This window comes from uncultured Paraglaciecola sp. (assembly GCF_943787955.1).
Classification (GTDB): domain Bacteria; phylum Pseudomonadota; class Gammaproteobacteria; order Enterobacterales; family Alteromonadaceae; genus Paraglaciecola.
Genome location: NZ_CALSOK010000008.1, coordinates 57,080 through 80,710, shown reverse-complemented (window position 1 = coordinate 80,710; position 23,631 = coordinate 57,080). Strand labels below are relative to the sequence as shown.

The following is a 23,631-nucleotide window of genomic DNA, read 5'->3' as shown; positions in this document are numbered from 1 at the left end:
CACTACCGCCTAATGGACAAAAGGTTCTAAACCAGACAGGCGCATCTTCACCTCTCGCTTCACTATTTTACGAGGTGCGTAATCTTTTACAGCATCTGCCAGGGCCCGAATGTGTTCGGGTGTGCTGCCACAACATCCCCCCACAATATTCAATAATCCTGATTCTGCCCACTCTTGAATGTGCGAAGCCATTTCGTCACTTTCCATATCATATTCACCAAACTCATTTGGTAAACCTGCATTAGGATGGGCGGAAACAAAACATTCGGATACTTGGGATATTTCATCCACATATTGGCGAAGTAGGTCAGGGCCCAAAGCGCAATTTAAGCCAAAAGAAAACGGCTCTATATGATTCATCGAATAATAAAAAGCTTCAGCCGTTTGACCAGACAATGTTCGACCAGAGGCATCGGTAATAGTCCCTGAAATCATAACTGGTAACTGAATACCCAGTTGTTCAAATACTGTTTGTATGGCAAACACTGCAGCCTTGGCATTTAATGTATCAAAAATTGTTTCCACCATTATCAAATCCGCACCGCCTTCAATCAGGCCATGAGAAGCCTCAACATAAGCTTCAACCAACTCATCAAAAGTCACATTACGTTTAGCAGGGTCGTTCACATCAGGAGAAATAGAAGCGGTGCGACTAGTGGGTCCTAAGACACCTGCAACAAATCTAGGTTTACCAGGTGTTTGGGTGGTAAATTTATCTGCTGCCTCTCTAGCTAATTTTGTCGCCTCGATATTTATCTCTTTTGCCAACGCCTGCATATTATAATCAGCCATGGAGATAGTGGTGGCATTAAACGTATTAGTTTCAATAATATCAGCACCCGCCTCAAGGTATGCGCAGTGAATGTCATAGATAATCTTAGGCTGAGTCAATACTAATAAATCGTTATTACCTTTAACATCAGAATGCCAGTCAACAAAACGTTCACCACGGTAATCCTCTTCTTCGAATTTATATTCTTGGATCATGGTGCCCATGGCACCATCAAGTAACAAAATACGTTTGTTAGCAGCTTTAATCAGTTGTTCTTCTCGTTGCTCTGGGGCCATTCGCTGACTCAATGTTATTCCTCTTCGTTCTGACACTAACTAAATTAACTGTTTTTACTCAGAAAGCTGAGCCAAGTCATAGGGGGTATTTTGATAAACATAATAATTCAACCAATTAGTAAACAATAAGCTGCCATGTGCTCGCCAACTAACCATAGGCTCTCTATTTGGATCATTATTCACGAAATAGTTTACTGGGATCTGCGATTGTGCATTAGTCAATAAATCTCTTTGGTATTCTTGTTTTAAACTTTCACAGTCGTACTCGGGATGCCCAGTAACAAATACCAAACGTTTATCTTCAGAAGCGACTATATAAGCCCCCCCTTCATCTGACTTAGCCAATACATTTAATCCAGTTATACTAGCGTAATCTGCCATACTTATTTCACCGTAACGTGATTGTGGCGCATTAAAAACCGGGTCAAACCCCCTCAATAATTCATCGTGCTCATTTTGTACAAAATGTTGATAAACGCCGTTTAATTTGTGATCACGAAGCGCCCTATTTTTACCAAAAAAATGATAAATGGCTGCATGTGCCGACCAACATGAAAATAAAGTAGACTGCACATTACGACGGGCCCAGTCCATGATGACTGTTATTTTTTCCCAATATTTGACATCCTCATAATCAAGATGCGCAAGCGGCGCTCCAGTGACAATTAAACCGTCATACTTTTTATTAGCCACATCATCAAATTCCACATAAAAATTATCCATGTGCGCCGCTGGTGTATTTTTGGGTGCTTGTTTATCAATGCGAATTAAATCAATATTAATTTGCAAAGGTGTATTCGAGAGTAAGCGTAAAAACTGCTCTTCTGTTTTCATTTTATTTGGCATCAAATTCAAGATACCCACTTCCATTGGCCTAATATCTTGCGTCGCAGCACGATGGGTATCCATGACAAAGATTTTTTCTTTGTCGAGCACATTTTGTGCAGGTAAGCTACTTGGGATTCTAATCGGCATAAAGGATCTGAGGCTTAAAAAAGATACTAACAAACTTGGCTTAACACGCTAAAAAAGTCAACATCTTTACGTCTAGACGTCTAAATGAAAAAAAATAAAATTGTAAAAATTAGTCTTAGAGCAAGCAAAAACATCTCAAAAAGGCATCTGAGCAATTTGACTAAGGTGCCTAAAAAATGAATTAGTACCAATTTACCGGAATAATAAATTAACATGTAACAAGCTAATATTTTTAACTTGGCCACAACATTTTAGTAAAGAAAAAATTGTTGAGCCTATTTGAGAAAATTAGACGGCATCATTTAGCTGGATGACACCCTGATTGCTGAAAGGCAGAAGGACAAAAGAGGTTGGGATGCAAGTGGTAGATTGAATTCGCTGATAATCGGTCAGAAAAAATCCGAATTTATGGCTATGGAAGCGTTCAATAGTTCATGCAACTTAAGTGTGGATGAGTTTGTCAAAATTTAATGAATGAATCGCTTGGATTCACTACGCTATAGACAATGTTAAAATATTTTGTCAGAGATTGTTCACTGTGTATTAGGTAAACACCAACAAAAATACTTGGATAAGTTCAATTATCGTTTAAACCGCCTAATTGTCTAATAAAAGATACCTAAACGTTTAAAAACGACAGGTGCGGAATAGCCTTTTTTAACCACTAGGCGAACGGCTTCTTTTTTAAATTCATCGGGGTATTTTTATTCATAACACTTTTTACCTTACTTCGGTACCAAGTAAAAAGTGTCTTCAGAGTTAGTTGAAGATCAATCAGACATTAACTTTAAGTTTAGTCACACGATTTTCACTGAAAGATTCAGTTTGGCGGCGTAGTTTGTGGGTTATCCGTAGTCTCCAATACACTGCACAACTTTACACATAACTTGTCTTGATAGTTTCAAGTAAGCACACGTTGTCCTGTGCTGTCTTTGATAACGGCTTCTTTATCCAGGTGTAATAGCCGCAACGATGCATATTATATACCTAGCACTTGGTACTGACACGATAAGCGTGGGCCGTAACCTTATTAACGTTTAATTTTCTTTGATTCGCTTGCAAAATAAACGGCTATAAATTCAAGTAAACATCGCAAATGTTTCGTTTTTGATCTTTGAATATAACTTAAAAAATTCTCTCACTGAGAAACTTTTTATAACTTGCATTACATGACTAGGAGCTACTTTGGTGAGTTTTTGATAATCATGTGAATGTGATCTTCTGGGATTTCTAACTCCTGAATATAAATATCGTAATCATATGCAATCTTGTGAATAATAGCCTCATCGCTTCACAATAAAGCTCAACAAGTATTTTTTGACTATATTGGGGTATCCAAACAAATGAATACATTAATCAATATACGTGATGTGTAATTTTATGAAGTTCCATATGTTAAATAACATAAATTGAAAAAAACCAATTTACACTAATAAATACCTGGACAAGCTACCGATATTTTCACTCCGCTGGTTAAAAATTCCGTATTTTTCGATTTATCAGCTAATAACAAATTATTAACTTTCTGTTAAAAGTGTTTTTTAAAGTAAAATATTTTAGTCACTTCGGTATTTGTCAAACTAGTTGTCACTTTGCTCGTTAAATTACGTATTCATATATATCGGCATTTACCAACACATTGACGACTGGCCTCCAGTTCCTCTAGTTTCCCGAACACCAATAATCCAATGGTTAAATAAGGTTAACCATATTTAATGAAAATTGAGAGTGTTAGGTTATTTATTGATGAATCAGTGAGTTGTTTACCTGAATTTGGGCAGTAATAAAGAGCACATTTGGAGGCCTGAATATTAATATTCGTCAGCATAATAATCTAAAAAATGATATAACTTGACATGATTTTGAGTTGATTAGTTCCTCGATGCCCAAAATTTCCTCAGTATTACCTTAAATCATATCCAGAGGAATTGGTGATGAGATAACTATTTGCTGAAACAGCATTCTGTGTTTAAGTAAGCTGTGCCCCTTTGGCTAATATTCAACCAAACGATTTTGTAGCGCGAAGATAAAAACACTAGAAGGTTTAAATCCCGTCTCGGCTAGTACATAATACTTTATAATTAAATAAGCACTGAACTCGAAGTCCCCGTAGTTTAATGGATAAAACAAGGCCCTCCTAAGGCTTAGATCTTGGTTCGATTCCAGGTGGGGATACCATTGAGTTCAAATAAAATACTCTCAACTTCTATCTTATTGCTCTGATAGTTATGTATAATCAAGCACATATTCACTTTAATAAAGAATGACATGCCAACCGATCCTTTAGATGACATGCCCAAAATTAGGCTTGAAAAAGATGACTTGGAGTCTTTTCATCGTACTAGGTCACAATCAACCAAGAAAAGCTCAAAAAAAGGTAGCCTGCCTGATGAGTCTCCTTCTGTTTCAAACTCCCCATCTTGGCTTGGTATTCTGTTTTTACTTGCCGTTATTATTAGTGCAGCTGGTTATTGGTCGTTTGAACAATTTAAAGTGTTACAACAAGCTAAAAGTCGTATTACAGGGTTAGAAAGCCGTCTGTCTGCTACCGATGAAGATATGGGCCAATCAGCTGCAGCAATTCAAATTAAAGTATCTGAACTAAGTGCGAAGGCTGATAATTTATGGGGCGAGGTGGACAAACTTTGGGCATCCGCTTGGCGTCGAAACCAGACTGAAATTGGTGCTTTAAATAAAACTATCATGTCACTAAAAGCATCAACTGATAAAAGCACAAAAAGCCTGAGCACTGATACTGCTAATAACAGCACTGAAACTGCTAATAACAATACGACCATTGGGCTAATCAAAGAACAATTGCAAAGCCAGGCGAGCTTGCTAAAACAATTAAATGATAGATTTGGCCAAATTAAGAGTATGGATGTTGATTTTGAACAGCAACTTGCGAGTTTGCGTGAAAAACTAATATCGACGGCATTATCGAATAATAACTTAACCAATCAAATCGATGAACTACGCAGAAAAATATTGGCAGCAGAAAAAAAGGCTAGTGAAGTTAAAGTAATACCAGCACCGGGTATTACGCCTCTTTAATAAAATGCAGATAAAAAAACAGAGCAATGAATAGCTCTATCTTTTTGTTTATAATTAGATGTTATTCAACAGGACTTTTATCCACTCTTTTGGCCGCAGACTCTTTAATTAAGGTCTGTAACTCGCCCTGTTGAGTCATTTCCATAATAATGTCACAACCTCCGACTAATTCACCATCAACCCAAAGCTGTGGGAAAGTGGGCCAATCTGCGTATTTAGGTAGCTCGGCCCGGATATCAGGGTTTTGTAAAATATCCACATAAGCAAACTGTTCACCACAAGACATTAAAGCTTGGGTGGCTTGAGCAGAAAAACCACAATTAGGTAATTTAGGCGAGCCCTTCATATATAAAAGAATAGGATTCTCTTCGATTTGTTGCTTAATTTTTTCAATAGTGTCCATAACGGCTCTCATTTTAATTTTGTTGCAGATGATCTGGCGACAAGTTTAACGCTTTCAAGTAATGATTAATACTCTACTGATCTTTTGTTGGATCGATTTAGTAACTTATAGAACAATAGTTATTCGAAATAAGTCAATCTTACACTTGAAAAATATTCTCATGTCGCAATATCTTTGTACACAGCAAATAAGTTTTAGATAATAACAAAGCAGTGCTTTTACATTGCAATAGAAAGTACTGGCATTTACCGGTTAGCATTAAATTACACATCACACTTTATGGAGAAATAACATGGCTTTTGAATTACCAGCCCTTCCTTACGAAAAGAACGCGCTAGAACCACACATATCTGCTGAAACCTTGGAATACCATTACGGCAAACACCACGCAACTTATGTCACTAAGTTAAATGGTTTGGTCGAAGGCACTAAAATGGCCAGTAAAAGCCTAGAAGATATTGTTAAAGATTCTGAAGGCGGCGTATTCAATAATGCGGCACAGATCTGGAATCACACATTTTACTGGAATAGCTTAAGCCCAAATGGTGGCGGCGAGCCTACAGATGCTTTAGCCGATGCAATTAATGCTAAGTGGGGATCATTCGCAGACTTCAAAGCAGCGTTAAATGATAAAGCAGTTAACAACTTTGGCTCTAGCTGGACTTGGTTAGTGAAAACAGCTAACGGTAGCTTAGACATAGTCAACACTAGCAATGCAGCCACACCATTAACTGATCCTAGCCTTACTCCATTACTCACGGTTGATTTGTGGGAACACGCTTACTACATAGATTATCGTAATGTTCGTCCTAAGTACCTTGAAGGTTTCTGGGCATTAGCAAATTGGGATTTTGCAGCGGCAAACTTTGCTTAATAGCTAACTATCCAAAAAATAAATATTAGCCCTGTTGAACAGGGCTTTTTTTTGCTATTTTTCAGCAGACAATAGTGATTATAAGCAAATACAAAAACAGGAATTTTATGTCAGTTACTAATATTACTTTCGTCATTGTTATGACTTTTTTCATCCAAATATCACATTTCGCTCATGCAAAAGGTAATGGCATCGTGGTATTCCAGTCAGATTTTGGTTTGAGTGATCAGGCTGTATCAGCCATGCATGGCGTGGCATTGGGAGTCGATAAAAACCTTAAAGTAGAAGATCTTACTCATGATATTCCTGCCTACAATATATGGGAAGGTGCATATCGTTTGGATGCAGTAGCTGATTTTTGGCCTGCTAACACGGTATTTGTTTCTGTTGTCGATCCGGGCGTAGGCAGTCAACGAAAATCAGTGGTGTTAAAAACCAAGACAAATCATTATTTTGTCACACCAGATAACGGAACTTTAACACTAGTGGCTAAACGATTAGGTATTGCTGAGGTGCGAGAAATAGACGAAAAAACCAATCGATTAAAAGGCAGTGAGGCATCCCACACCTTTCATGGCCGTGACGTATATGCGTATACTGGGGCACGTTTAGCAGCCCGCGCAATCAATTTTGAGGAAGTTGGGCCTATATTAGCGGCAGAAGTTTTAAGTATTCCATTTGAAACAGCTCGTATCGACGACAATAAGCTAATTGGTGGTATTCCTATATTAGATCCCGCATATGGCAATGTATGGACCAATATTCCTATGACATTGTTGCTGTCACTCACTAAGTCCAAAGACTATGCGAGCCTTTATACACAAGAGTTTTTAGTCACCTTGGCGCAAGAGGGTAAAATTGTATTATCTGAAACTATCAGTTTTGAACGTTCCTTTGCGGGTGTAAAAGAGGAGCAGCCTCTACTTTACGTGAATAGTTTAGAAAACTTAGCGTTAGCACTCAATCAGGCCAACTTTGCAGCGAAATTCAATATCCAAGCGGGTGGTGAATGGCGAATTGAAATTGTCACTAAATAAAGAATTCCTAATGACTGATCAACAAAACAATCCACTGCATGGCCTGACGTTGCAATACATTCTTGAAACGCTTGAAAAGCAACTGGGCTTTGAAAAAATGGGCCAACAAGTCAAGATTAATTGTTTTATTAGTGAGCCTTCAATTAAATCTAGCTTGAAGTTTCTGAGAAAAACACCTTGGGCAAGAGAAAAGGTTGAGCAGCTGTATTTATTCACTGTCAATGCTTCAGCCATTCAAAATACTAAAAAGTTAACGGAGGGGTTTGTTTGGCCAGATATAACCAAGGGTAATGTGGATAAAAACACATAAATCACATTGATCAAAATATCTACATCAATTTAAGGAGAGCTGAGTGAGTAAAAATGTAGACTCGCTATTTAAACCTTTTAGCTTAAAAAGCTTATCACTTAAAAATAGAATTGCCATGGCTCCGATGACTCGTAGCTTTTTACCAGAAGGCATTCCCACAGAGGATGTAGCGAGTTACTACCGCCGCCGCGCTGAGGGTGGCACTGGTTTAATCATTACCGAAGGGACAACTATTAATGATCCGGTCGCTACCATGAATCAAAAAGTCCCGCAAATACATGGCCAACAACCTCTAGCAGGTTGGAACAATGTAGTGAAGCAAGTGCATGCAGTGGGTGGAAAAATCATGCCTCAACTATGGCATGTTGGCATGGCGCGCAACCCCCAAAAAGCGCCCTTCCCTGAATTACCCAGTGTAGGACCTTCAGGTTTATTATCACCAGGCAAAAAAGTTGCCGAGCCGTTAACTATGGCACAAATTCATAACCTAATCGAAAGTTTCGCCAGCGCAGCAGCTGATGCAAAACGTATCGGTTTTGATGGGATTGAAATTCACGGGGCACATGGTTATTTAGTCGATCAGTTTTTTTGGAACGGTACCAATCAGCGCATAGATGAATGGGGCGGCAGCATGGCTAACCGAGGCCGTTTTGCAGTAGAAATAGTCAAAGCCATTCGCGCAGCTACTGGCCCTGACTTTCCCATTCTGTTGCGTTACTCTCAATGGAAGCAACAAGATTACACCGCTCGATTGGCAGAGACGCCACAGCTATTAGAAGAGTTTTTAGCACCCCTATCTGAGGCTGGCGTAGACATTTTTCATTGTTCGACCAGACGCTACTGGGAGCCTGAATTTGATGGTAGTGACTTAAACCTTGCGGGCTGGACCAAAAAACTCACAGGCAAACCAACGATGACGGTAGGCTCTGTCGGTTTAAACGGAGACTTCTTTGGAGCCTTTGCAGGGAAAAGCTCAAGTACCCGCTCGATAGATGATTTAATCGAACGTATTGATAAAGGCGAGTTTGATTTAGTCGCTGTTGGCCGTGCTTTGCTTCAAGATCCTCAGTGGACAAACAAAATCCATCAGGGAAATATGAACGCACTAGAAACCTATTCCGGCGACGCTTTAGCGACTCTGTCTTAATAGTTTAAGACTACACATAAAAAGCGCCCATATGTATAGGCGCATTTAGAATCTAAAAAACTTCAATAGATTAGCCTGCCACATTAGGCATATCCCTGCTTTAATGATTAAGAACTTTTCTAGCTTCAGATACTTATTCATGACACGTTTGGCATCATCAACCTTCAAAGCAGCAAGCCTTTGTTCATAAGCTTTAATCCACTGCATCATCGCTTTTTTCAATAACCGGTAGCATGATAGTTGCTTAGATTTAAGCTATGAAACAATAATTGATCTCTAATATCTCTACCAATTGGCCTCAACATTCATTTATGTGAATGAATATTACCGAAACATTACAGGGGGAAGAATATGAAATAGCTCATAAAAAAGCCGATTCACAGAATCGGCACAAAGGTATCACTTTAAAATAGTTTTTTTTATAACAAAGCAGCTAATCGCGTTCCTTGGCCAATCGCTCGCTTAGCATCTAATTCTGTTGCCACATCCGCACCACCGATTAAATGATGAGGCTTAGTTAAACCATCGACTAATTCCCTGAGAGGCTCTTGACCAGCGCAAACAATCACGTTATCGACGTCCAGTACCTGCACGTTATCATTCACCTTAATATGCAAACCAGCGTCATCAATTTTTAGATATTCAACACCCGCCAGCATGCTTACACCTTTACTGAGCAGTCCAGCTCTATGTGCCCAACCACTTGTTTTACCTAAATCTTTACCTACTCTTGTTGATTTACGCTGTAACAAAAAGATTTCTCTAGTTGATGGTGCTGGGGAAGGTGTCACCCCTTCAATACCCGATCGCGAACCAAGCGTCATATCTATTCCCCACTCTTTCATAAAAGCAGGAATATTTTGACTGGTAGACTCGCCTGCATGGGACAGATATTCGGAGACATCAAAACCAATACCCCCAGCTCCTATGATGGCGACTTTCTTACCAACCGGCTTTTTATTCACAATCACATCTATGTAACTCATCACTTTACTATGCTCAATCCCTTCAATAGGAGGGGTACGCGGAGCGATGCCTGTAGCAATAATAACGTCATCAAATTCGCTGCTATTGAGGGTCTTTGCATCCACACGGGTGTTGAGCTTTACGGTGACATTGTGCAACTCCATTTGGCGTGCATAATAACGAAGTGTCTCAGAAAACTCTTCTTTACCAGGGATTTGCTTAGCAATATTGAATTGCCCACCAAGCTCACTAGCAGAATCAAAAATGGTAACCTTGTGGCCACGTTTAGCAGCGATTGTAGCCGCGGCTAAACCAGCTGGTCCAGCACCTACTACCGCTATACTTTTGACTGCTACAGCAGGTTCAATGACCAACTCTGTTTCATGGCAAGCACGAGGGTTAACCAAACAGCTACTCGTTTTCCCGTCAAATACGTGGTCTAAACAAGCCTGGTTGCAACCAATGCAGGTATTAATCTCATCTGAACGATTTTCAATTGCCTTTATTACAAACTCAGGATCAGCCAAAAAAGGTCGCGCCATTGAAATCATATCGGCATCACCGCGAGCTAATACCTCTTCCGCCACTTCTGGCGTATTGATACGGTTTGAGGTAATGACAGGGATAGACAACGCTTTTTTAAACTTGGCTGTTACCCAAGTAAAGGCTGCTCTTGGGACTTTGGTAATAATAGTCGGGATACGTGCTTCGTGCCAACCAATACCTGTGTTAATAATGGTAGCGCCTGCCTTTTCGATGGCCTGTCCTAACTCAACCACCTCTTCATAATTCGACCCCCCTTCGACCAAATCCAACATCGATAAACGATAGATGATGATAAACTGTTCACCTACAGCTTCTCGTACTCGACGTACGACTTCCAACGGCAAACGAATACGATTTTGATAAGAACCGCCCCACTCATCATCTCTATGGTTAGTGCGTGCTGCGATAAATTGGTTTAAGAAATACCCTTCAGAGCCCATTATTTCCACACCATCGTAACCTGCTTTTTGCGCTTGTGTTGATGTGTCAATAAAATCTTGTATTTGTTTTTCTATGCCTTGTGCATCTAAAGCCTTGGGCTTAAAAGGGTTAATGGGGGCTTGTAAAGCTGATGGTGCAACCTGAGCTGGGTTATAGGCATAACGCCCAGTGTGCAATATTTGCATACATATTTTACTACCATGTTCATGCACTGCATCAGTAATGGTTTTATGTTCAGCAATGGCTTTATCAGTATCTAAACGTTTAGAACCTTTGTGGGTAGCACCTTCATCATTTGGCCCTATTCCACCTGTAACAATTAGCCCTACCCCACCTTTAGCCCGTTCAGAGAAATATGCTGCCATGCGCACATGTCCATCGGGCAAATCTTCTAAGCCTGTATGCATAGATCCCATAATCACGCGGTTTTTTAGTTGCGTAAAACCCAAATCTAAGGGTTTAAGTAAATTGGGATATTTTTCGAAGCCTTGTTCTAAAGCGGTATTATCTATCATTTGAATGTCGGTCCTGTAATGTATTTATTGAATTATCGAGCTTATATACCAAAAGATTTTTTATGTAGTTCTGCGTAAATAGGCAAACGTTGAGCCTGTCCTGCTGCCATGGCTTCTTGCACATCGGGCATTTGAAACATACCACTTTGCCATGTGGCCATGTAGGTTAAGCTATCTGAGACACCATGATCTCGGGTGTAGTTAATCATTTCTTTACAACCCGCCACAGCCATAGGTGAATGCATGGCAATTTTAACTGCTATCTTCATTACACCCTCCAGCATAGCTTGCTGATCTTCAAACACTTGATTAACAAAGCCACACTCTTTGGCTTCACTGCTTGGCATGTTGCGCCCTGTATAGGCCAATTCTCGGATCAAACCTTGTGGTATTAAATGGGGTAAACGTTGCAATGTGCCTACATCAGCAGTCATGCCTAACTCTGTCTCTTTGATAGTAAAATAAGCATCCTTTGTACAATAACGACTATCTGCAGCACAGATCATATCCACAGCACCACCAATCACACCACCCTGTACTGCGACTAATACAGGCATACGTATTTCTTCGAGTGCATTAAAACTATCTTGTAATTCAAGTACTAGTCTGCGTGTGCGTTCTGCACGTCGCGCTGGCTCACCTTGAAAGTCTTTTGCCATATTAGTGAAGACAGACAAATCCATGCCCGCACTAAAATGCTTACCCTGGGATGAGATCACAATCACTCGCGCTTGAGACCCCGCATCAATTTCTCTCACCACAGCAGGCAGTTCCCGCCAAAAAGCAGGCACCATACTATTAAGCGCTTCTGGACGGCACAATTGGATATGAGCAATATGATTTTCAATGCCCACTGATAAAGTTTCTAGTGCAGATAAATCGATATTCGGCACAGGTTTTCTCCTCAGGTTAGCTATGCAATGAACAAAATAGGTCAGTAAATAAAGCACCCATTGTTAACAAAATATTAAACTAGACATCGTCAAGATAAAAGCATATGTTGACGCTGTCAAGATAACAAACATCAAATTTATTAATAGACGTTTATGAGTCATCAATCAGAACTGAAGCCTAAACATAACAAGCAAACTTATCATCATGGTGACCTGCGAAGCACTCTTCTCAGTGCCGCTAGTGTACTTATAAAAGAAATGGGCATTGAAGGCTTATCTTTACGCAAATTAGCCGACAAAGTAGGGGTGTCCCGCACCGCACCCTACCATCACTTTAAAGATAAAAATCAATTACTTTGCGCTATAGCTGAACAAGGTTTTGTCCATTGGCAACAAGATGCTGAGTTTATTTTCAATCAAAATGAGTTACTTCCCAAAGAAAAATATCGACAGTTTTTCCATGGCTATATAAGTTACGCAGCTGATAACCCAGAACTGTACGACTTGATGTTTGGTCGGACAATTTGGAAACAAAATAGTGCCACTAATGAACTACGGGACGTAGCCTACCCAAGTTTTCACCATCAGGTAGAAATGACCAAGAGATGGCAAGAACAAGGATTAATGCCCAGCGATGAAGATACCTTACGCTTATCGCAAGTCACATGGGGCACGATGCACGGTATCGCGCGCTTATTAATTGATGGTATTTACGCTGACCGCAGCCATATTGATGAGATGTGCGATTGCGCAGTGAATTTGTTTACACATCAAATAACACAAGTTAAAAGATAAACTGATGCGTTCATTTTTTATGTTGAAAGTATAAAACCAATCAAAGGTAAAATCGTTATCATATTGCGATAGACCTCACTCGGACCTACAAATGAACGTGTACGGACTCACTAAATGAACAATATATGCCTTTAACTTAGATCCCGTATATACCAGAGAAAGTGATAATTAAATTTCGATTAGTTTTTCCTACAACCATTAAATGAATGCATAACTGTCACATGGGTATCTTTAAAGAAATTGTTAACAAAGCTTGTTGGCTGAGCTAATAAAAAGTGATTTAGACTAAAAGCCTCTCAATTTATTTCCAACCTTGAACCCATCTCAATGGGTTCTTTAAGTCTCTCCACTGGATCTGTATTGAACGTTTTGACATGATCGCTTCTATTAAACATGACATAACCGCTCCATCTTCATCATACTCGACCTCAATAATAATGAAGTGTTTTTCTTTATCTAAAGGAACTACTGCCGTCCATTTACTGTTCAGTAGTTTTTTAGGGGAGATTTTGTTCATGGTGTTTCCTAATCGGATAAGTACTTTAAGGTTGTTAATACCTGAAATGCAGTCAAAATGATTAAAAATAATTTATTGATAATATACTCGAATGAGACAATCTAATTTATAATTTTTACAATATTTATTGAATCTGGAGTTTGGGGGGGGACTTGCTGAAAATGATGACTTTAGCTTAAAACCCGCATAATTTTGCAAAATATCATGCGGATTAGCCTAACAATAATGATATCAGGGCTTTGACATCCTAATGACCACTCGGCGGTTTTTAGCTCTTGTGCTTTCGTTAGTATTAGGTGATGAATGACGTCTCTCACCGTGCCCTGTTATTTCTATTCGCTGTGGTGAAACTCCCAAAGAACTGAAAAACGCTTTTATTTCCTCAGCTCTGCGTATAGAAATTTGTTTGTTGATAGCGCTGCCGCCAAAACTGTCAGAATATCCATCTAACAAAACCAATTCTAAATTAGTATCTTCTTTTAATTATTCGCCGATCATGGCTAAACGTTTCTGTGAGTATTTAGTTAATTTGGTATTATTAAATTGATATGTGAGCACGGTATACGCAATATCTTGAAAACTATAAGGTAATAAATTTGCCACACATTCAGCAAATTTTTCATAAGGTACAGCAAAATTACCAGCGTTTAACCCAACTGCTACTTTGTCGTATTGATTATACTCATCCTGATAATAAATAGTTGGCCAAAAACCCTTTTCCAACTCAGTCAACATAGTCCAAGCGGCTTTTTCAGGTAGATCACCTTTATATTGTTTGCGGATTGTCATGTCGGAAATAGTACGTTGTACTTGCCCCGGCATCCATTTTGGTGGTACTGAATACACAGCCGCTACGCCATAAGAGTTAGGCAAGCGTAACATGTCCAGTTCAAACTCCATATTTAACTTTTTTGACGCAATACTGCTAAACAAAGCCTCACCATAACCGGGAAGTAAATGACTTAAAGTGCACTGCAAACGAGTTTCATCTTTAAGATGCCAAGTTGAATTCTCAACTTTAGCGATATACTGCCGTAACGTAGCTATCGAATTAGCAGACAGAGACACTAAGGTGACACAAATAATAGTTTGTATAATTTTATTGAGCATGAATAAGAAGCCCCCCGCTTCTGGATAGTATATCGACTGAATACAAGAAACGTTTAATTAAGTTTGATTTAAATTACTGTGGTTTAATGTTTTAGGCTGGCTACTGAAATAGAACCTTGTCATAATCATAAATTACAAAAACTCTTTAGGTTTCTATGTCAGAATCATTTAAAATAAAAAATCGGTTTAGGGGATATTTCCCTGTAGTGGTTGATGTTGAAACAGCTGGATTTAATTCAGAGAACGATGCACTACTAGAAATTGCCGCTGTCACCACTAGAATGGATGAAAATGGATTCTTCTACCCAGACAAAACTTTTCATTACCACGTTAATCCGTTTGAAGGCGCTAATTTAGAAAAAGCGGCTTTAGATTTTAATGGCATTGATCCGTTTTGTGCGCTCAGAGGAGCTCTGGACGAAGCAGAAGTGATGAAAGACCTGTGTAAAAAAGTGCGAAAAGAACAAAAAGCAGCAGATTGCCAACGCTCGGTGATCGTTGCTCACAATGCAGCTTTTGACCAAAGCTTTGTCAACGCAGCTATTGAGCGCAGTCAAATTAAGCGCAGTCCCTTCCATCCCTTTGTATCCTTTGATACCACCACATTATCCGGCTTAGCTTTAGGTCAAACCGTATTGGTAAAAGCCTGCATGGCGGCAGGTATCAGCTTTGATCAAAATGAAGCACACTCAGCCTTATATGATACAGAAAAAACGGCAGAGCTATTTTGCTACATTCTCAACAGATGGCAGAGTTTAGGAGGATTAGAAGCACATAATTGATGCGAAATCATGAAAAAATCGCTTCCGCGGTTTTTTCATATGAATTATTTTTAATTATAAACGGCCAGCATTCTCAGCTAAGTAACTTGCCACGCCTTCAGGACTATCTACTATACCTTTTGAACCTTCAGTCCAACCAGCTGGACACACTTCGCCATGTTCTTCATGGAAGTTTAAAGCATCAACCATACGTAACATATCATCAATATTACGACCAAGAGGTAAGTCATTCACAACTTGGTGACAAACTATACCTGCAACATCAATTAAGAAAGAAATACGGAAAGCTACGCCAGTATCAGGATGCTCAACGTCATATGCTTGACATATCATGTTTAACATCGGCAAGCATAGCGTATTTTACTGGACCAATACCGCCTTCGTTAATTGGAGTATTACGCCAAGCGTTATGCGTAAATTGAGAATCGATTGAAACAGCAATCACTTCAACACCGCTTTTTTACCTCTAATGGCTTCACTTAAGGTAAAACTGTCAACAATCTCACCGCTGCCAAGTACCTCTGTAGCGTTAAAATTCGGGTTGGACGACTCACTAATACACTCATTAAATTTTCCTATTTATATTATGGAAGGGGCCATAACATAGTCACACTTTTGTTAGAACAAACAATTTTGTAATTGATGACAATCATATGAACTTGTTTAGATAAAACAATGTTTAGTCTGAGAATTTATTCAAGGCTAAGTATTTAAAATCAAATGAGTTTGTTTTTTACACAGTATTAGAAGCAACAATGTTCAAATCGAACACTTGATCTTTATGCAAATAACAATTATTCTTATTTGCATAAAGATTCATGGAGTGTTTTATGTACGTTTGTTTATGCCATGGCATTACAGATAAAGCGATTAAATTGGCTGTCTTAGAAGATGGTGTCGGTAATATACGTGACCTAAAAAAACAGTTAGGTGTCGGCACCCAATGTGGCAAATGTGCACAAATGGCCCAATCCATCATAGACAACACTATTATTGATGAGTCCTTATTTAAAGAGGTGTGTTAACAAATAATTACTCGTTGAAACAGTTCTCGGTGTTAAATAAAAAGCCAGTCTAGATGACTGGCTTTTTATTACTTAAACCCCCAATAACAATTACTGAACAAAGCCTTCATTGGCTTTAACAGTTAATGGATGATAACCAGCCTTGGCTTCAGCAAAAGCTTTCTGAGCTATGACTTTTCCTTGTGGTGTTAGCGAAAGCGCTTTGTATAGAGGCTTAACTAATTTATTACGGCCGATAGAAGTTAAGTACTCGTGTAACCGTTTAAAAGCAGGTTGATACCAATTATTAACACTGATCAATAACCAACTATGGGCAATCTCATTATTTTTACTCTTAGTTAAGGCAAATACCTTATCCAAATCGGCTAACTGTTCTTGGCTTAATTTTTCAGGCATATTGTTTAAAAAATACAACCATTGATGTACTACCCACTTTTCACTATCAATCTCATCAGCTTGAATGCTACCTGCTAACCAAGCATCTCTTGCTTGATCAACTATACTAAAGGCATCAGATTCTGGAACAGGTGCATCTTCAGGGATACCGGATTGAAAAATCCATGCCTCTATTCTTTGTTTTGATAATTTGTCACGATGCTCTTTAAGTAATGCTTGTTCCAAATAACTAATAAATTGATCTGTTGTTATGCTTTTGAATGCAAACTTTTTAAAGTAATTCAATAAAAATTGGTCAAAATTCTTTCTACCCACTTTGAGCTCTAATTCCCGCAAAAATAATGCACCTTTCTCATAAGGAATATTACTGAAAACATCATCAGGATCTCGGCCTCTTAAATCAATGGCCATAATCTGATCTTTGCTAGACAAAGAATCAATATCGGCCTGTAAATCTTGACGACCTAATACCGCTTCCATTTCAAATCGTTCATCTCCATAGACCATCTGCATGATTCGATAAGTCAAATAAGTGGTAAAACCTTCATTTAACCATAGGTCTCTCCAGGTGGCATTAGTAACTGTATTACCTGACCAAGAGTGGGCTAATTCATGTGCAATCAACGACACTAAACTTTTATCACCCGCAATCACAGTGGGGGTAATGAAAGACAGCCTTGGATTTTCCATACCTCCAAAAGGAAAAGATGGAGGCAAAATTAATAAGTCGTATCTATCCCAACTATAGGGTCCAAAGGCTTCTTCCGTAGCAATAAGCATAGACTCAGTATCAGCAAACTCAGCAGCAGCGGCATTTAAAATACCTTTTTCGGAATACACTCCTGTGCGCTCACCCATTGATTTAAAGTGTAAGTCACCTACAGCTAAAGCGATTAGGTATGACGGAATAGGTTGTGGCATCGAGAATTCATAAATCCCGTCTCGTTCGGTGTTAGGATCGTTAGACGCACTCATTACAGCAAGTAGTGACTTAGGCGTGCGAATAGTAGCCTCATAGGTCATCCTGACTTGAGGGGAGTCTTGCAGCGGAATAAAACTGCGAGCGTGTATAGCTTGCGCTTGAGTGAATAAAAACGGGTGTTTTTTACCTGCAGTTTGTTCTGGAGTGAGCCACTGTACGCCAGATGCTCTAGGTGAAGTCTGATAACTTATCAATACACTATCGACAGCAGAAGGTACATCAATAGTTAAAGCAGCTCCTAAAAACGAATCGCCGTTGGCCACATTAAAATTTACCTCTTTCCCCATAGCAGTGACACTGTTAATAGTTAAGTCACGTGTATCTAATATCAGTTGTGTTGCATTGTGAGCTACTTTCTGAAAATTTAACTCTGCAGTGCCAACTAACACCTTCTTCATAAAATCCACTGTCAAATCCAATTTTAGGTGAGTCACTTTAATAAACTCTGGATTGGCAAACGAATGATAATCTTTACCCACTTGAATCGCATTTTTTGCAACTTCAGCAGAAGGTACAGATTGATCTACTTTAGGGTTAGCGTTGGTGTAAGATGGATTAACATTAGATGACTGGTCCTCAGAACAACTACTCAGAATGGTTGCCGCCAAAGCAGCAGCAACAATAATATATTTTATAATCATGATTTTACCTGATAGAAAGTACCTATTTAAATTGTGGCATATTTACCAGCACATAAAAATATGTAATCGCTGGAGGTTGCTTGAAATAACAAGTAGTTGAACATAAATATACACTGCGATTCCAAGTGGAAACAAAAATGACAAATAATGAAATGTTGGACGATGGTCTAGATGCCTTTTTAAACGAGCTTAAAGACGTTAAACCTATTCAACAAACAGATAGGGCTCTTACTAATCAACCAAAAAACACATTGGCACAACAATTAAAAAGACAAGCAATTGAGGATAATCAAAATCTTATCAATAATTATCTGAGTGTCGAAAAAGTTGAGCCTGTAGATCCATACGACCACATCAGCTTCAGACAAGACGGCGTACAACACGGGGTTTTTAAAAATTTAAGGTTAGGAAAATACAAAATTGATTTTGTATTAAATCTTCAACAATATAAATTTGAACAGGCAAGAACAGCTATTTTTACTCAGATAACAAATAGTCACAATGAAGGTGAGCGCACCTTATTAATTAAACACGGTCTTGGTTTACGCAGTCAGCCATTTCCGGCACTTTTAAAAAGTTACCTGCATCAATGGTTACAACAAATGCCTGAAGTGATTGCATACCACACGGCACAACCCAATCATGGAGGAAACAGCGCGGTTTATGCATTAATAAAAAAGAATCAGCAAGAAAAAAACAACAACAGGGAATTACATCGCAAAAAGTAACGATTTAATATAGAGATACTGCTTTCTAAGTTTAAGAATCTATTTTAATCAAGTGCTCTGATGATATATCTGCAGAAAATTGTGAAATTGTAGAAGACTTGGCTGAAGCGCTAAAGATAGCAGCAACAATCAAAAAGATAACAGTGACTATTACACCGGTTAAACCAAAGCCTTTATTTGAACGATTCATGAGAGTCTCTTATTATTTTTTTTTATCGAACATATATCTTTTAAAACTTCATAAGAGATATAGATTTAGAACTCCCTGTCAAATTTGAGCAAATAATAATCACTATTTCACTTATAAACAAGGGTTTTATTAATTTTCAAAAAGAAACTTGAAATTATCAAACAACTTAAAGTGACTGAAGTTGTAAATATTCCTATCACTAATAAAATCAATATCAGTTTTACAAACCAATTTTGACCACTTACAGTCAGTATTTTTAGCCTAAGTTTAATAAAAGTTCCTGCTAGCCTAAATAAACTCGAGCGTTTCTAAACATGCGCATCCAAGCGCTATCTTCTTGCCAATCATCTGGATGCCAAGAATTTGCAACAGTTCTGAATACTCTTTCAGGATGGGGCATCATAATCGTTGACCTACCATCAGTACTAGTTAATCCAGCAATACCTAGTGGAGACCCATTTGGGTTAGCAGGGTAGTTTTGGGTGACACTACCGTAATTATCCACATATTGCAGAGCAACGGCTGCGCTTTGTAAAGCGTTGAATGCACCTTGTTCGGTGGCAAACTCTGCACGCCCTTCACCGTGAGAAACTGCAATTGGCATTCTTGAGCCCTGCATACCATCAAAAAATACTGACTTTGATGATTTAACTTCTAACATCGCTACACGTGCCTCAAAACGCTCTGATTGATTCGACACAAAATGTGGCCACAGCTCTGCACCTGGAATTAGTGACTTCAAATTAGACATCATCTGACAACCATTACACACCCCTAGAGAAAAAGAATCTTGGCGCGCAAAAAATTCAGCAAATTGATCTCTGGCTTGATTGTTAAACAAAATTGATTTTGCCCAGCCTTCCCCAGCCCCTAAAACGTCCCCGTAAGAAAACCCGCCGCAAGCCACTAAACCTTTAAATGTATCTAAAGACTGTTTACCTGATAATAAATCGCTCATATGCACATCAATCGCACTGAATCCTGCACGATCAAATGCCGCAGCCATCTCAACATGGGAGTTAACGCCTTGCTCACGCAATATAGCGATACGTGGAGCCACACCTCTTAGAATATAGGGAGCAGCAACATCTTCAGTGACATCAAAACTTAAATTGGCATGCAGACCAGGATCTTCAATATCAGCCTTAGCGGCATACTCTTGCTCTGCGCAACTTGGGTTGTCCCTCAGTTTTTGCATCTGTAACGTAGTTTGAGCCCAAGTCTGGCGATAAAACACACGGCTATTTTCGAGAACGACTCGTCTGTTTTGTTTGAATACAATCTGGTCAGTGTTATTGAGGCTACCAATACTATGAACTAAATGTTGAATTTCATACTTAGCAAACACCTTTAATACACGTCCTTTTTCTAGCCCAGAAATTTGAACAACAGCACCTAATTCCTCGTTAAATAATAATTCAAGTACTGATCCGGAAAGCGTATCTAAATTAATATCGACACCTGTTTTGCCCGCAAAGGCCATTTCTACGACAGAAGTAAACAAGCCACCATCAGATCTGTCGTGGTAAGCCAATAAACGCTTTTCATTGACTAATTGTTGCACGGCAAGAAAAAAGTTTTTTAATATTGAGGGAGAATCGATATCTGGAGCCACATTTCCTAACTGCTGATATACCTGAGCTAAACAAGATGCACCTAGACGATTTTGTCCTTGTCCTAAGTCAATCAGTAATAATTCAGTTTCGCCCACATTACTTTTTAATTCTGGCGTTAAAGTATTACGGATATCTTGAACGGCTCCAAAAGCGGTAATCACCAAAGAAAGTGGTGACGTAACCGATTTGTCACCTTGCTCATCCTGCCAAGTGGTTTTCATAGACATCGAATCTTTGCCTACAGGAATAGTAATACCCAAAGCAGGACACAACTCTTCACCTACAGCTTTGACCGCTTCGTACAAGCCTGCATCTTCACCTGGATGTCCTGCTGCTGCCATCCAGTTAGCTGATAAGTTGATACGCTTTAAATCACCAATATCTGCTGCGGCTAAATTAGTTAACGCCTCTCCAACAGCCATACGAGCCGAGGCGGCATAATTAATTAATGCAATTGGAGTGCGCTCACCTAAAGACATAGCTTCGCCCTGATAACTATCAAAGGAACTGGCAGTCACTGCAACATCGGCCACTGGCACTTGCCAAGGCCCCACCATTTGATCTCTGGCCACTAAACCTGTCACTGAACGATCGCCAATAGTGATCAAAAACGTTTTTTCAGCCACAGTCGGTAAACTTAACACTCTGTGTGCTGCCTCAGCTAAATTCATCAAACTGGTGTCAATCGCTGCTGTCTCAAGCGTTTTGGATGTTACATCACGATGCATTTTAGGTGTTTTACCTAACAATACTTCGAGGGGCATATCAATCGCGTTGTTATCAAAGTGTTGGTCACTAAGTGTCAAGTTCTCTTCTTTAGTTGCTTCGCCCACTACCGCAAAAGGCGCGCGTTCGCGGCAACATATGTCAGCAAAAACCTCAAGATTTTCTGGAGCAACTGACATTACATAACGTTCTTGTGATTCATTACACCAGACTTCTAAGGGTGACATACCAGGCTCGTCATTAGGCACATCGCGCAGTTCAAATTTGCCACCGCGTCCGCCATCACTCACCAACTCTGGGAAGGCATTAGATAAACCACCAGCACCCACATCATGGATAAATTGAATGGGGTTTGCATCTCCCATCTGCCAACATTTATCAATCACTTCTTGGCAACGACGTTCCATTTCTGGGTTACCGCGTTGTACCGACGCAAAGTCTAAGTCTTCGCTAGATTGACCTGACGCCATAGATGAAGCTGCTCCACCGCCCAAACCAATATTCATAGCCGGGCCACCTAAAGCAATTAGCTTAGCCCCAACTGTGATTTCGCCTTTTTGAATATGTGATTTACGAATATTACCCAAACCACCAGCGAGCATAATAGGTTTGTGATATCCCCTCACCTCCTCACCGTTAAAACTGATGACTTTTTGTTCGTATGTACGGAAATAACCCAAAATACTGGGACGACCAAACTCATTATTAAAGGCAGCTCCGCCAAGGGGGCCATCCATCATAATATCGTAAGCGCTAACAATACGTGCGGGTTTGCCGAAATCTGTTTCCCAAGGTTGCTCAAAGCCGGGAATACGAAGATTAGACACAGAAAAACCGATTAAGCCCGCTTTAGGTTTAGAGCCTCTTCCAGTTGCCCCTTCATCTCGTATTTCGCCACCAGAACCCGTGGCAGCCCCAGAAAATGGTGCAATAGCAGTGGGATGATTATGAGTTTCGACCTTCATCAAAATATCAATATTTTCATGATGATAACGGTATTCGTTATCCTGTGATGTTGGGAAAAAACGCCCTGCAAAATTACCTTCCATGACCGCAGCATTGTCTTTGTATGCTGAATGAACATTTTCACCGCACTGTTCATAGGTATTTTTAATCATTTTAAATAATGATTTAGGCATTACTTGACCGTCGATCGTCCAATCAGCGTTAAATATTTTGTGGCGACAATGTTCAGAGTTGGCTTGAGCAAACATATATAGCTCAACGTCATTAGGGTTACGTCCCAATAAACTGAAATTCTCAAATAGATAATCCACTTCATCATCAGCTAGAGCTAAACCCAAACGAATATTGGCTTGTTGCAGTGCGACTTTACCATGACCGATCATATCCACAGAAGTCAAAGGAGTCGGCTCACTTTTCACAAACAACGACTCAGCAGCTTGAAAAGCGGCCATCACTACTTCTGTCATTCTGTCGTGAAGCAATGCTTTTACTGCCAATAATTGTTCATCGGTTAAATTATCTGCTTGCAGAAAATAAGCCACGCCTCTTTCTATACGTTGTACTTTTTGTAAACCACAATTGTGTGCAATATCCGTAGACTTTGAAGACCAAGGCGAAATAGTCCCAGGCCTAGGGGTAACCAAAAATGAAACACCTTCAGGCTTGTGCTCTTGTGTAGTAGAACCGTAAGTTAAAAGCTTAGTCAGTATTGAATTTTCTTGCTCTGTGAGTGGCGCTGAAAGCATCACAAAATGTATGTATTCAGCATAGATACCATGCACAGGCAGGCTGTTTTCAAGAAATTGAGAAAGATATTTTTCAATACGAAAATCGGATAAAGCAGGTGTACCACGAACCACTAACATAAAGTCATTACCTATAGCAGATTTCGCATATCACTTAAAATTTGCGAGTCGATGAATGAGGA

General features: G+C 39.4%; 19 protein-coding genes, 1 tRNA gene and 2 pseudogenes. 10 read left to right on the top strand and 12 right to left on the bottom strand.

The window, feature by feature from the left end:
• Positions 1-9: 9 nt before the first annotated feature.
• The 3 genes from Q0Y52_RS06700 to Q0Y52_RS19415 form a co-directional block, all read right to left on the bottom strand.
• The gene (locus tag Q0Y52_RS06700; RefSeq protein WP_297820018.1) at positions 10-1,068 is read right to left on the bottom strand and encodes a homocysteine S-methyltransferase family protein; all 1,059 of its coding nucleotides are present in this window, start codon (positions 1,066-1,068) and stop codon (positions 10-12) included.
• A gap of 54 nt (positions 1,069-1,122) precedes the next feature.
• On the bottom strand, positions 1,123-2,043 hold the full coding sequence (gene metA, locus Q0Y52_RS06695; RefSeq protein WP_297819712.1) for a homoserine O-succinyltransferase: 921 nt from the start codon (positions 2,041-2,043) through the stop codon (positions 1,123-1,125).
• Positions 2,044-3,223: 1,180 nt separating this feature from the next.
• Entirely contained in the window at positions 3,224-3,319 is a 96-nt protein-coding gene (locus tag Q0Y52_RS19415; RefSeq protein WP_366939258.1) for a transposase, read from the bottom strand.
• 827 nt (positions 3,320-4,146) lie between these two features.
• Here Q0Y52_RS19415 and Q0Y52_RS06690 point away from each other — a divergent pair.
• Both Q0Y52_RS06690 and Q0Y52_RS06685 read left to right on the top strand, forming a co-directional pair.
• Positions 4,147-4,221: transfer RNA gene (locus tag Q0Y52_RS06690), tRNA-Arg, on the top strand.
• Positions 4,222-4,311: 90 nt separating this feature from the next.
• Positions 4,312-5,097, top strand: coding sequence for a hypothetical protein (locus tag Q0Y52_RS06685; protein ID WP_297819709.1), 786 nt, complete (start codon positions 4,312-4,314; stop codon positions 5,095-5,097).
• Between the two features lie 61 nt (positions 5,098-5,158).
• On the opposite strand, the gene Q0Y52_RS06680 is transcribed toward Q0Y52_RS06685, so the two are convergent.
• Positions 5,159-5,500 carry a Grx4 family monothiol glutaredoxin gene (locus Q0Y52_RS06680; protein ID WP_297819706.1) on the bottom strand — a complete coding sequence of 114 codons (342 nt, stop codon included), beginning with the start codon at positions 5,498-5,500 and terminating at the stop codon, positions 5,159-5,161.
• A 292-nt stretch (positions 5,501-5,792) separates the two neighbouring features.
• Between Q0Y52_RS06680 and Q0Y52_RS06675 the strand changes: the two genes are divergently transcribed.
• The 4 genes from Q0Y52_RS06675 to Q0Y52_RS06660 all read left to right on the top strand — a co-directional run bounded on the left by Q0Y52_RS06675 (position 5,793) and on the right by Q0Y52_RS06660 (position 8,868).
• Positions 5,793-6,374, top strand: coding sequence for a Fe-Mn family superoxide dismutase (locus Q0Y52_RS06675; protein WP_297819703.1), 582 nt, complete (start codon positions 5,793-5,795; stop codon positions 6,372-6,374).
• Positions 6,375-6,481: 107 nt separating this feature from the next.
• Positions 6,482-7,411, top strand: a complete 930-nt coding sequence (locus Q0Y52_RS06670; protein ID WP_297819700.1) for an S-adenosyl-l-methionine hydroxide adenosyltransferase family protein — start codon at positions 6,482-6,484, stop codon at positions 7,409-7,411.
• Positions 7,412-7,421: 10 nt separating this feature from the next.
• Positions 7,422-7,721: a VF530 family protein gene (locus Q0Y52_RS06665; protein ID WP_297819697.1), complete on the top strand. Its 300-nt coding sequence runs from the start codon at positions 7,422-7,424 to the stop codon at positions 7,719-7,721.
• A 43-nt stretch (positions 7,722-7,764) separates the two neighbouring features.
• On the top strand, positions 7,765-8,868 hold the full coding sequence (locus tag Q0Y52_RS06660) for an NADH:flavin oxidoreductase (RefSeq protein WP_297819694.1): 1,104 nt from the start codon (positions 7,765-7,767) through the stop codon (positions 8,866-8,868).
• Between the two features lie 419 nt (positions 8,869-9,287).
• Here the strand turns inward: Q0Y52_RS06660 and Q0Y52_RS06655 are convergent, their stop codons facing one another.
• Positions 9,288-11,336, bottom strand: coding sequence for an NADPH-dependent 2,4-dienoyl-CoA reductase (locus Q0Y52_RS06655; protein ID WP_297819691.1), 2,049 nt, complete (start codon positions 11,334-11,336; stop codon positions 9,288-9,290).
• A 41-nt stretch (positions 11,337-11,377) separates the two neighbouring features.
• Positions 11,378-12,229, bottom strand: a complete 852-nt coding sequence (locus tag Q0Y52_RS06650; protein ID WP_297819688.1) for a crotonase/enoyl-CoA hydratase family protein — start codon at positions 12,227-12,229, stop codon at positions 11,378-11,380.
• Positions 12,230-12,382: 153 nt separating this feature from the next.
• Between Q0Y52_RS06650 and Q0Y52_RS06645 the strand changes: the two genes are divergently transcribed.
• Positions 12,383-13,024: a TetR/AcrR family transcriptional regulator gene (locus Q0Y52_RS06645; protein ID WP_297819685.1), complete on the top strand. Its 642-nt coding sequence runs from the start codon at positions 12,383-12,385 to the stop codon at positions 13,022-13,024.
• Positions 13,025-13,325: 301 nt separating this feature from the next.
• On the opposite strand, the gene Q0Y52_RS06640 is transcribed toward Q0Y52_RS06645, so the two are convergent.
• Both Q0Y52_RS06640 and Q0Y52_RS06635 read right to left on the bottom strand, forming a co-directional pair.
• Entirely contained in the window at positions 13,326-13,541 is a 216-nt protein-coding gene (locus Q0Y52_RS06640; protein ID WP_297819682.1) for a TIGR02450 family Trp-rich protein, read from the bottom strand.
• A gap of 231 nt (positions 13,542-13,772) precedes the next feature.
• Positions 13,773-14,651: pseudogene (locus Q0Y52_RS06635) on the bottom strand (OmpA family protein).
• 155 nt (positions 14,652-14,806) lie between these two features.
• Here Q0Y52_RS06635 and rnt point away from each other — a divergent pair.
• The gene (gene rnt / locus Q0Y52_RS06630) at positions 14,807-15,433 is read left to right on the top strand and encodes a ribonuclease T (protein ID WP_297819680.1); all 627 of its coding nucleotides are present in this window, start codon (positions 14,807-14,809) and stop codon (positions 15,431-15,433) included.
• 54 nt (positions 15,434-15,487) lie between these two features.
• Here rnt and Q0Y52_RS06625 read toward each other — a convergent pair.
• Positions 15,488-15,999 (bottom strand): annotated as a pseudogene (locus Q0Y52_RS06625) (redoxin domain-containing protein).
• Positions 16,000-16,263: 264 nt separating this feature from the next.
• Here Q0Y52_RS06625 and Q0Y52_RS06620 point away from each other — a divergent pair.
• On the top strand, positions 16,264-16,458 hold the full coding sequence (locus Q0Y52_RS06620; RefSeq protein ID WP_297819677.1) for a bacterioferritin-associated ferredoxin: 195 nt from the start codon (positions 16,264-16,266) through the stop codon (positions 16,456-16,458).
• A 90-nt stretch (positions 16,459-16,548) separates the two neighbouring features.
• Here Q0Y52_RS06620 and Q0Y52_RS06615 read toward each other — a convergent pair whose 3' ends face one another.
• Complete coding sequence (locus Q0Y52_RS06615) at positions 16,549-18,477, bottom strand: M1 family metallopeptidase (protein ID WP_297819674.1); 1,929 nt, start codon at positions 18,475-18,477, stop codon at positions 16,549-16,551.
• A gap of 137 nt (positions 18,478-18,614) precedes the next feature.
• On the opposite strand from Q0Y52_RS06615, the gene smrA reads away from it, so the two are divergent.
• The gene (smrA, locus tag Q0Y52_RS06610; RefSeq protein ID WP_297819671.1) at positions 18,615-19,205 is read left to right on the top strand and encodes a DNA endonuclease SmrA; all 591 of its coding nucleotides are present in this window, start codon (positions 18,615-18,617) and stop codon (positions 19,203-19,205) included.
• A gap of 31 nt (positions 19,206-19,236) precedes the next feature.
• On the opposite strand, the gene Q0Y52_RS06605 is transcribed toward smrA, so the two are convergent.
• Positions 19,237-19,395, bottom strand: a complete 159-nt coding sequence (locus Q0Y52_RS06605) for a hypothetical protein (RefSeq protein WP_297819668.1) — start codon at positions 19,393-19,395, stop codon at positions 19,237-19,239.
• Between the two features lie 283 nt (positions 19,396-19,678).
• Complete coding sequence (purL, locus tag Q0Y52_RS06600) at positions 19,679-23,569, bottom strand: phosphoribosylformylglycinamidine synthase (protein WP_297819665.1); 3,891 nt, start codon at positions 23,567-23,569, stop codon at positions 19,679-19,681.
• Positions 23,570-23,631: the final 62 nt, after the last annotated feature.